The 10,172-nt window shown below is 68.8% G+C and carries 10 protein-coding genes; 4 read left to right on the top strand and 6 right to left on the bottom strand.

Annotated elements, in window-relative coordinates; all coding sequences use genetic code 11:
• Positions 1-243 precede the first annotated feature (243 nt).
• Positions 244-1,152, bottom strand: coding sequence for a hydrogen peroxide-inducible genes activator (locus ACFVJ5_RS19380; RefSeq protein WP_379221764.1), 909 nt, complete (start codon positions 1,150-1,152; stop codon positions 244-246).
• A gap of 80 nt (positions 1,153-1,232) precedes the next feature.
• Here ACFVJ5_RS19380 and ACFVJ5_RS19375 point away from each other — a divergent pair, with 80 nt between their 5' ends.
• The 3 genes from ACFVJ5_RS19375 to ACFVJ5_RS19365 all read left to right on the top strand — a co-directional run bounded on the left by ACFVJ5_RS19375 (position 1,233) and on the right by ACFVJ5_RS19365 (position 3,248).
• The gene (locus ACFVJ5_RS19375) at positions 1,233-1,820 is read left to right on the top strand and encodes a peroxiredoxin (RefSeq protein ID WP_056811330.1); all 588 of its coding nucleotides are present in this window, start codon (positions 1,233-1,235) and stop codon (positions 1,818-1,820) included.
• Positions 1,821-1,861: 41 nt separating this feature from the next.
• On the top strand, positions 1,862-2,401 hold the full coding sequence (locus tag ACFVJ5_RS19370; protein WP_379221762.1) for a carboxymuconolactone decarboxylase family protein: 540 nt from the start codon (positions 1,862-1,864) through the stop codon (positions 2,399-2,401).
• A gap of 145 nt (positions 2,402-2,546) precedes the next feature.
• Entirely contained in the window at positions 2,547-3,248 is a 702-nt protein-coding gene (locus tag ACFVJ5_RS19365) for a PhzF family phenazine biosynthesis protein (RefSeq protein ID WP_379221760.1), read from the top strand.
• Here the strand turns inward: ACFVJ5_RS19365 and ACFVJ5_RS19360 are convergent.
• Positions 3,245-4,591 carry a hypothetical protein gene (locus tag ACFVJ5_RS19360; RefSeq protein ID WP_379221758.1) on the bottom strand — a complete coding sequence of 449 codons (1,347 nt, stop codon included), beginning with the start codon at positions 4,589-4,591 and terminating at the stop codon, positions 3,245-3,247. The two genes, ACFVJ5_RS19365 and ACFVJ5_RS19360, sit on opposite strands and share 4 nt — an antisense overlap.
• 58 nt (positions 4,592-4,649) lie before the next feature.
• Positions 4,650-5,258: a DUF5134 domain-containing protein gene (locus tag ACFVJ5_RS19355; protein ID WP_379221756.1), complete on the bottom strand. Its 609-nt coding sequence runs from the start codon at positions 5,256-5,258 to the stop codon at positions 4,650-4,652.
• 128 nt (positions 5,259-5,386) lie between these two features.
• Between ACFVJ5_RS19355 and ACFVJ5_RS19350 the strand changes: the two genes are divergently transcribed.
• Positions 5,387-5,884, top strand: a complete 498-nt coding sequence (locus ACFVJ5_RS19350; protein WP_379221754.1) for a GNAT family N-acetyltransferase — start codon at positions 5,387-5,389, stop codon at positions 5,882-5,884.
• 32 nt (positions 5,885-5,916) lie between these two features.
• Here the strand turns inward: ACFVJ5_RS19350 and ACFVJ5_RS19345 are convergent, their stop codons facing one another.
• The 3 genes from ACFVJ5_RS19345 to ACFVJ5_RS19335 all read right to left on the bottom strand — a co-directional run bounded on the left by ACFVJ5_RS19345 (position 5,917) and on the right by ACFVJ5_RS19335 (position 10,132).
• The gene (locus ACFVJ5_RS19345) at positions 5,917-7,743 is read right to left on the bottom strand and encodes a hypothetical protein (RefSeq protein ID WP_379221752.1); all 1,827 of its coding nucleotides are present in this window, start codon (positions 7,741-7,743) and stop codon (positions 5,917-5,919) included.
• Position 7,744: 1 nt separating this feature from the next.
• A complete protein-coding gene (locus ACFVJ5_RS19340) occupies positions 7,745-8,803 on the bottom strand; it encodes an AAA family ATPase (RefSeq protein WP_379221750.1) in 1,059 nt (352 codons plus the stop codon).
• 105 nt (positions 8,804-8,908) lie between these two features.
• Positions 8,909-10,132 (bottom strand): aspartate aminotransferase family protein, encoded by a 1,224-nt coding sequence (locus ACFVJ5_RS19335; protein ID WP_379221749.1) that lies wholly within the window; start codon positions 10,130-10,132, stop codon positions 8,909-8,911.
• Between the last annotated feature and the right edge of the window lie 40 nt (positions 10,133-10,172).

Raw genomic sequence — 10,172 nt, 5'->3', positions numbered from 1 at the left:
ACACGGGAATGCCAATAGTTAACTATAATGACTTTTCAGGCTAGCCGACGCGGGCTATTCATAGCTGACTATGAGCCTTTAATTTGCGCTGTTAAATCTCGGCCCGTGCCTGTGGTGCAGCGGCGAAAAGTCCATTTTGCGAAAATTGATCTGCAACGATGCAGAATCTCCGACTCGACAGCGAGCTCGCTGTCACACCGGTATTGTCCGAACAGCACGGCAGCACGAGAATCGAATGCCAGATCAGAAAGGGCGTTTGGATCGGATGACCGCCGCGAGATATTCGTAGTCCGCGGCCCGTGCGGATGACCCTCGATAGGCGAGCCCGATCGTGCGGCCGGGAGCGGGGGCCGCGAAGCGCGCGGTGTCCAGCTTCGCGCGCGCGGTCTCGGCGGCCACGGCCATCTCCGGGATGAGCGTCACGCCGAGCCCGCCCGCCACGCACTGCACGACCGTGGTCAGCGAGGCGGCCCGGGTATCACCGACCGTCCCGGGTTGAACGTCGGCCGAGCGGCACAGGTCCAGGGTCTGATCGCGCAGGCAGTGGCCTTCGTCGAGCAGCAGCAGTGGCAGGTCGGCGAGAGCGGGCGCGGCCAGGTCGGTGCGGCCGGCGAGCTCGTGGCCGCGGGGCGTGACCAGCACGAATTCCTCGCCGTAGAGCGGAATCTCGACCAAGCCGTTGGCTTCGGTCGGCAAGGCGAGCACCGCCACGTCCAGCACACCGGTGCGCAACCCGTCGAGCAGCCGGGCGGTCTGGTCCTCCACCACCTGGGGCAGCACCCCGGGCAGTTTGCGGCGTAACTCGGGCAGCAGTTCGGGCAGCACGTAGGGCGCGACGGTCGGAATGATGCCCACGCGCAGCGTGCCGCCGAGGGTGTCGCCGGTCGCCGAGGCGACGAATCGATCGGCGGCTTCCAGCGTCGCCATGGCCTGCGGCAACAGTCGCATCCCGGCGGCGGTCACCAGCACGCGGCGGGTGCTGCGCTCGATCAGTTGGAGCCCGAGTCCGTTTTCCAGTGATGCCAGTGCCTGCGATAACGTGGGTTGACTCACAGTCAAACGCGCTGCGGCGGTGCCGAAATGCCGGTATTCGGCGACGGCCACGAACGCACGCAGCTGCGACAGGGTTGGCTGATAAGTCTGATCACTCACACCTATCAGTGTACGACCAGCAATCGGCTTTACCTTTCAGTAGGCTGACATCAACCACACCACGAATGAGGAGACGAAGCATGGCTCTGCTGACCATCGGCGACCAGTTCCCGGCATACAACCTCAAGGCCGTCATCGGAGGCGACCTCTCCAAGGTCGACGCGCAGCAGCCCGACGATTACTTCACCCAGATCACCAGCGACGACCACGCGGGCAAGTGGCGCATCGTGTTCTTCTGGCCCAAGGACTTCACCTTCGTGTGCCCGACCGAGATCGCCGCGTTCGGCAAGCTGAACGAGGAGTTCGCCGATCGTGACGCGCAGGTGCTCGGCGCCTCCGTCGACAACGAGTTCGTGCACTTCCAGTGGCGCGCCCAGCACGAGGATCTCAAGACCCTCCCCTTCCCGATCCTGTCCGACCTCAAGCGTGAACTGGCCACCGCCGCCGGTGTTCTCAACGCCGACGGCGTCGCCGATCGCGCCACCTTCATCGTCGACCCGAACAACGAGGTGCAGTTCGTCTCGGTGACCGCCGGTTCGGTCGGCCGCAATGTCGACGAGGTGCTGCGCGTGCTCGACGCCCTGCAGTCCGACGAGCTGTGCGCCTGCAACTGGAAGAAGGGCGACCCGACCATCAACGCGGGCGAGTTGCTCACCGCCAGCGTCTGAACCACTTCCCCACCGAAACACCCTGAAGGAGCCCCACTGTCATGAGCATCGAGAACCTGAAGAACTCTCTTCCCGAGTACGCCAAGGACCTCAAGCTCAATCTGTCCTCGCTGGCCCGCACCACGGTGCTCAACGAGCAGCAGCTGTGGGGCACCCTGCTGGCTTCGGCCGCCGCCACGCGCTCGGCCACCACCCTGCGTGAGGTCGCCGAAGAGGCCGCCGACGTGCTCTCGGCCGAGGCGTACGACGCCGCGCTGGGCGCCGCGTCGATCATGGGCATGAACAACGTGTTCTACCGCGGCAAGGCGTTCCTGGACGGCCGCTACGACGATCTGCGCGCGGGTCTGCGGATGAACATCATCGGCAACCCCGGCGTCGACAAGGCCGACTTCGAGCTGTGGTCGTTCGCGGTGTCCTCGATCAACGGCTGCGCGCACTGCCTCGAGGCGCACGAGAAGACACTGCGCGAGGCCGGTGTGTCGCGTGAGGTGATCTTCGAGTCGCTGCGTGCGGCGGCGATCGTCGCCGGCGTCGGCCAGGCGGTGGCGTCCACCGAGGCGCTGGCCGCGGCTGCCGTCTGATTCGTCGGCTTCGCGCCTGCTTTCGAAGCACTGGCGGCCCCCGATCCGGATGCCTGATCGGGGGCCGCTGCCGTGCTGGGAGCGGACATGTCCGGGCGCTCGCGGGTCGGTGGGCCTCGCGCGGCGGCCCGGTAGGCTCGCGATCATGAACGCACATGATGTGCCCGATGCCCCGGACATCCAGGTCGAGGTCGTCCGAGTGTTCACCGATCCGGCCGGAAATCTCGGCAACGCGCTCGGCATCGCCCGCGCGGGCGATGTCGTCGCCCTCGACAAGCAGGAACTGGCGGCACGGCTGGGTTTCAGCGAAACCACGGTCGTCTCCGATCCGGTCGACGGCGTCGCCGACGTCCGCATCTACACCCCGGCCGTCGAGTTGCCCTTCGCCGGGCATCCCACCGTCGGCACCGCGTGGTGGCTGGATGTGCAGCGCACGCCCGTGCACACCTTGCGGGTCCCCGCGGGGACGGTGGCCGTCGACCGGGCCGACGGCCTGACCTGGATCACCGCGCGCGCCGAGTGGGCACCGAAATTCGCCTTCCAGCAACTGGATTCGGTGCAGGAGCTGGCAGCTTTGACGCCGGTCGACTTCACCGCCGGCCAGCATTTCTTCTGGGCCTGGACCGACGAGTCACGTGGCGCGCTGCGCGCCAGGATGTTCGCGCCCGCGATGGGCATCGCCGAGGACGAGGCGACCGGGGCGGCGGCGGTCGCGCTCACCGCGCAGTTGCGCCGCGGGCTGATCATCACCCAGGGGCAGGGCTCGCAGCTCTACACCGAGTGGGACTCCGACGGGTGGGTTCGCCTCGGCGGACGGGTCGCCGAAGACCACGTGGTGGTGCTCTAACTCTCCGGTTGACCGCCGAAGCGGCGCAGCCAAGGCGGTTTGGCCGTCCAGTGGCCGCGTCGCTGTGGCGCGGTGCCCAGGTCGGCGAGGATGCGGGTTTCGAGCGCGCGGGGCGGGGTGTGCTGGTCGTCGGCGGCCAGCAGCGCGAGCACTTCGTGCACACCGCGCACGCGGGTGGCGAACTGCGACAGACTGTTCGGGGTGGTGGCGGCGAGCCTGTTCTCGATGTGGTGGTGTTCGATTTCGGCGACCGCGTCGAGCGCGTAGGCGTCGGCCAGGGACAGGACCGAGCCGGGCGGGCACCAGGACTGCCTGGCCGTCCACCGGGGGATCCGCTGTTCGGCGAGCCGTTCGATGCCCTCGGCCAGCAGCCTCGTCACCATCGGCACCCGCAGGCCCAGTTCACGACCGATGGCGCGGTAGGTGCGGCCGCCGTAATAGGCGAGGACGAAGACCTCGCAGTGGCTGTCGAGCGGGTCGTCGAAGCCGAGCCTGGCCGCGGCCGCCAGCCACGGCATGTCGTCGCCGCCGCGGCGGTCGACGCGCAGGCGCTGGACCGCGAGGCGATGAATCTGGGCCAGTAGCCAGGACTGGTCGGGGGTGAACGCCGGGCTGTCGTGGGTGATCTGGGAAGACGCGCCGAGATGATCCGTCCCGAGACGTTCGGTGTCGATGCCGACCGCGCCCGATCGATCGACGTCGACATAGCCGAAGGCCCGTTGGTCGGTACCGGCACTGTCGGGGCCGGTGACATCGGATGGGTGGTCCGGGTGAGGGCCGGAGGGACCGTGGACTGTGTCCTCGGCGCCCTCGTGGCGTGGGTCCGGATGGTCGGCGCCGAGGCGATCCGGGGCATCGGAACGAGCGCCGAAGTCGGCGTCGGTGCTCGCACGGTCGGGCAGGCGGGAACCGTCGTGGGAGTAGATGACGCCGCGACCGAAGGCGACGTCTATAGGACCGTAGGTATGGGGAGCCAGATCGGATCGCTGTTCGGTCGCGACGAACGCCGAACGCCCCCATGGTGTCCCGAGGTCCGGTCCCGGACGCGACAGCGGAGTCGGCGCGGTGTCGTCCGCGGAGGGGAAATCGGGTTCCCGGCCGGTGTCGTCCTCGTCGACGATCCACTGCGCCGATCTCGCACGTCGATAGCCTTCGCGGACAACGTCTTCGGCGGCGCCGCGACGGTGCAACACGCGCAGGGCAAGCCCGAACGCGGCGGCGCCGGTCGCGCGGTAGAGCGCGCGCATCTCCTCGCGATCGTCGGCGCCTGCCACGATCGGGGGGATCCGCGTACCGCCGCCGCGCGACCCCCGCGGCGGTTGGGGACCGCGCTGCCCACTCATCGTCGAATTCCTGCCCGCACTAAGGCAATTCGCAGCGCGAGCGGTTGTGGATCGGTATTCACCGGCCGATCGCGGCGATCAGCATGAACGCGGTCCCGACATCCATCACCACATGGGGCACCAGCGCCGAGGTCAGCGGGTGGGAACCGGCGGGATGAACGAAGCGGTGCCAGCGTGCCCGGTGACCGGCCGTACCGAGCGCGAGCAGCGCGTCGAGGCCGAACAGCACCGCCAGCACGACGGCGGGCCAGCTCGCCCCACCTGAGCCGTGCACCGCCCCGTGCCCGGCCATCGCGTACAGCATCGCCGCGGCGGCGACGGTGTGATAGCCCAGGGCCAACACACCGTCGGGCGCCGAACCGGCACGCCACCCCACGACGCGTTCGGCGAGCAGGATCGCGAACGCCACGGTGAGGGCCGTGAGCAGCCCGCGCATCGCGTGCGGGTCGGCGGCGGCGGGGAACACCAGCATGGCCAACATCACCAGGCACATGAGCAGGTGCGCGCTGTCGGAGGCGGTATCGATCCGGTGCGCCGAGGGGACTCGCCTGGTCAACCGGGTGGCCACGATCAGCGATGCCAGCACGAACGCGGCGACCACCGGCCACCGCACGAACGCATACTGCTCCACGAAATCGGCCACACCCCACCACTTTCGAGTCGACACCCGCGTCACCATGCTCGCACCCGCGGTGCTGCCCCGGGGCGTTTTTCCGCGGTCAGGACGTCCCTCGTCGAGATACCTCAGGCCGACCCGGATCGATGGGCGTCGACATCGATCTGCAAACTGGACTTATGACCGATAACCCGACTGCTGCGGTCGACCAGCTTCGCGTGGTGGCCGATGATCTCGCCGGCGCGGAAATCCGGACCCTGCTGGCCGCCCACCACGCGGAAATGGCGGACACCACCCCCGCCTGCAGCATGCACGCCCTCGACCTCACCGCCCTGCGCGATCCCGCGGTCACGGTGTGGAGCGCGTGGTCCGGCGACGACCTCGTCGGGTGCGGCGCGCTGAAGGAACTCGACGCCGAGCACGCCGAGATCAAGTCCATGCGCACCGCCGACGGGCACACCGGCCGTGGTGTGGCCGCCGCCGTGCTCGCCCACCTGGTCGCGGTAGGCCGAGAACGCGGGTACCGGCGGCTGAGCCTGGAAACCGGCGCCGAGGACTTCTTCGCCCCGGCCCGCCGCCTCTACCTGCGCCACGGGTTCGCCGAATGCGGCCCGTTCGGCAGCTACTCCATCGACCCGCTGAGCCGATTCTTCACCCTGCGGCTCGATCCTTCCTGATCCCGCGCGACAGCCCCTACCGGGATGTCGGCTCAGCGCAAGCGGAAGACCGGCCCCTTGGGGGCGAACGGTAGACAAGCACCCGCGGGGACGAGGAACGCGTGTTCGCGGCGGATCCGTAACGCGTCGCACTGCCCGTCGGTGATCACCAGAATCGGGCCGTCGGCCGGGAAGTCCTCGGCTCGTTCGAGCAGGCGGATGCCGGGCTGCAGGACCGTGCCGCCTCGCCCGCGGACCCGCACACCGGCGGCGATTTCCTCCACCGGCAGGTAGCCCGCGTCGTAGGCGGCCGCATCGCAGTAGACGACTCTGGCTCGTGGCACGTCTCTGGCCAGCGCGTAGGACGCGATCGCGCCGAGCCCTTTGCCGAGCAGGGTTACGTCCATCGAACCCGACGTATCGAGGACTACCCCGAAGGTCGGTAGCCGCACGTTCTCCTCGGGGCGCACCCACGCCGGTCGCGGGATGTCGGGTGTCGAGGCCTGTCGGCGGGAGGCGCGGGCATAACTGCGCCGCTTGTCGATGGTGGGAACGTGTTCGTCGAACCACTGGGCCAGCTGCGCATCCCACGGCAGCGGTGGCTGGTCGAGTGCGCGGATCGCCTGTTCCAGTGCGGCCGGGACATATCCGCGGCCACTGTCGGTGTGGTAGGCCAACCCCGTCGTCAGCGCGCTGCGGTAGTACTCGTCGAGGTCGACATAGCGGCCCGCGCTGCCGGGATGGGCCAGCGGTTCACCGAGGACATCGCCGAGACCGCGGCCGCGCAGAGTGGCGAGTTTGCGGAGCCTGCGCAGGTCGACGGCGATCCGGTCGTAGATCTCCTCGGCGGAACAGCCTTTCAGCGCCGGGTCGTAGAGCAGTCCTTCGGGCATCTGACCGACGTTCATCTCGACCAGCCAGCCGTTGACCACATAGTCGCAGGCGATATTGAACAGGTAGTGGTCGCGCCAGTCGGCGCGTTCGCCGTGACGGAGTGCGGCATGCAGCATTTCGTGCGCGAGCACGAACCGCCACTGCTGCTCACCGAATCCGATCAGCGGGTTGACATAGATCTCGGCGGCTTCGGCATTCACCGCGGCGATCGAAATATTCCAGCTGCGGGCGAGTTCCGCGTCGGCGACAACGGTCATGCCCGCGGCGAGGGCGCCGAGCAACGGGAACGACGACACGAACCAACCGAGCGCGCTGTCCCACGGGGTGCGGTGGCGCAGTACGCCTTCGGCGGTGCGCTCGCCGCCCGCGGTGGCCAACGCCGCACGGGCGGCGGCCGCGATCCCCCTCGCGAACCGGGCGGGGTTGTCGACCCGTTTCGCGGTCTCGGCCGAGGTGAGCAGGAAGTCGGCGAACCCGGTGCGCGCGAAGGCATCCGGCACTGCCGTATCGCGCCACCGGGCAGCGGCAGCGTGCTCGTCGGCCAACTCGGGCGTCGGCGGGATGTCGGTGGGGCGGGTGCCGATCTTCATCGTCGTCAGGTAGGTGTCGACGGCGGCGCAGCAGGCCGCACGATAGGCCGGATGCGGTGCGCGCACCTCTCGCCGGCCTTCGGGGTCACCCGGATCGAGGCCGGTGATGTTGGCGGACACCGTGTTTCGCGGATCGAGGTGACCGAATCCGGCATGGAGCAAGCAATGCGCGAACACCCATGCCCATTCCTGTGCGGTGGCACGTCGTTTCGGGTGATAGCCCACGTAACTGCCGCTCAGCCGTGCCCACACCGCACGAGGAGTTCGCTCGTCGAGGCGGTACAGCTGGGTGGCCAGCGGCCGCAACGCCGGGTGGGCGCACGCCGCCTTCCAGCCGTCGTCGACCGCCTGCTGCCACGGATCCGCGACCGTGCGCCGCTTGCGTGCGGTAGCCATCTCAGCGCCGCGCGGCCAGGCGCGGCAGATCCCGCGACACCTCGATGAGGAACCACGACGGCAGCACCGGCATCCCGTCGGCATCGGAGGCGATCACCAGTTGCGCGCATTCCACCGAGATCTCGGCGAGTTCCACCAGCAGCGACTTGGCGCGCAGCACGAAGCGCTGCACCGTCGGCGAGGTGTGCGCGCGATCGCCGGGGAGATCCTTGATCAGCCGGGCGCGCATCGTCTCGGACAGGAAGTACAGCAGGTCACGGTCTGCCGGGTCGCGCGGCCACCCGGCGTCACCCTTGATCACCGCGTCCAGGTCGTAGGCGTGGCGAATCGTTTTCACGAAGGCGCGGAAGCCGGAACTGTGGCCGGGGGTGAGCGTGCCCGCGGCGAGGACCTGCAGGGTCGTGTCGTCGATGTCGTCGCCGCAGGAGTGCAGGGCGTCGGAGAGCATGTGCCAGCCGCGCGGCGTGGAGAAAGGTGCCTCGGTCTTGGGCGGCGCCGACCACAGGTGATCGGGGCGCTGGGTGAGGTAGCGGATGATCCAGGGGTGAATGTCGTGGGTGGCGGCCCACTTCAGCCAGTCGTCGACATCGGCGCGCAGGTGCAGGTGCACCATCCGGTTGACCAGTGCCGACGCCATCGGCCGGGCGAGCGCGTTGTCGGTGGCGCGATTGCCCGCACCGATCACCACCGAACCGGCGGGCAGTTCGTAGGTCCCGATCCGGCGGTCCAGGATCAGCGAATAGAACGACTTCTGCACTTCCGGTGCGGCGGCGTTGAGTTCGTCGAGGAACAGGCAGTAGGGCTCCGGACGCGCGATCAGCTCCGGTGGTGCGAAGCGGCTGCGATCGTCGACGATCTGCGGGACACCGATCAGGTCTTCGGGGGCGAGCTGGGTGCCGAGGAGGGTGACGCACTCCAGGCCGAGCGAATCGGCGAAGGTCCGCACGAGCGAGCTCTTCCCGATTCCCGGTGCACCCCACAGGAATACCGGCCGCACCACCGCGACATGCAGCAGCAGTTCCGGTAGTTGGTCCGGTGTCACGGTCACCGATGCTTGCACGCAGGTCCTCCCCCTGTTCGATCAGAACAGGGGCAGGCTAGCCCGCGCGGCTCCGGGCCCGCCAGCGAGTTTCGCCGACGGGCCCGACGTCGATCGACTCCCGAATCAGCCCAGGGCGCGGGCGAATCCGTCGGCGAGTTCAGCGACCTGGGCGTCGGTCATGACGAACGACGGCGAGATCTGCATGGCGCCCCCACCGGCGGCGCGGCCCGAGATGCCGTGTTCACGCAGGGTTTTCACCAGACCGGGGCCCTCGGACGGGTCGGCGAGCTGCACGGCCGCCACTGCGCCGAGTCCGCTGCGGACTTCCGCGACGCGGGGGTGGTCGGCCAACGGCGCCAACGCGGTGTGGAGGGTGGATTCGAGGCGGGCGGCTTCTTCCAAGAGGCCTTCGCGTTCGACGATGGCGAGGTTGGAAAGGGCCGCGGCGGCCGCGCCTGCGTGGCCGCCGTAGGTGTAGCCGTGGCGGAACCAGGTGCCGCCGGCGAAGAAGGGTTCGGCCAGGTGCGGGGCGATGAAGACCGCGCCCATCGGGAGGTAGCCGGAGGTGAGGCCCTTGGCGGTGGTCATCAGGTCGGGTTGCAGGTCGAAGCGGGTGGAGGCGAACCAGGAGCCGCCGATGCGGCCGAAACCGGTGACGACCTCGTCGGCGACGAACAGGATGTCGTGGTCGCGGCAGATCTGGCGGACCTCGGCCAGGTAACCCTCGGGCGGCAGGTACACCCCGCCCGCGCCGATGATCGGTTCGCAGAAGAACGCGGCGATCCGCTCGGCGCCGACCTCTTCGATCAGGGCGAGCAGGGACTTCGCGTCGTGCCATTCGACGGTGCGGGTGTCGTCCACCAGCACGCCGTAGCCCTCCTTGTTCGGCGCCAGTCCGCCGAGGGCGGTGCTCGCGTAATGCATGCCGTGGTAGGCCAGACGTCGCCCGACCAGGATCTTCTTGTCGGTGCGGCCCTGCTCGTGCCAGTAGCGACGGGCCAGCTTCGCCGCGGTCTCCACCGAGTCGGAACCGCCGGAGGTGAAGAAGATCTTGCTGCCCGGAACGGGGGCGATCGACGAGAGTTTCTCGGCGAGTTCCTGGGTGGGCGCCTCGGTGATGTCGCCGAAGTTGGAGTAGTGCGCGATGGTGCGCAGCTGATCGGCGACGGCATCGGCGATCTCGCCGCGACCGTGCCCGACATTGGCGAACCACAGCCCGGCGGTGGCGTCGAGGTACCGCTTGCCCGCGGTGTCGAAGACGTAGGCGCCCTCGCCGCGAGCGACAACGAACGCACCGTCACGATCGACGGCACCCATATCGGCGAATCCATGCCAGAGCGCATTCATGGCTCCACATTTACCCCACTGCGCCGACAGGCGCGCACCG

This window comes from Nocardia sp. NPDC127606 (assembly GCF_042671725.1).
GTDB lineage: Bacteria > Actinomycetota > Actinomycetes > Mycobacteriales > Mycobacteriaceae > Nocardia.
Note: the sequence above shows the minus strand (reverse complement) of the source record. Positions and strands in the feature narration are given on the sequence as shown.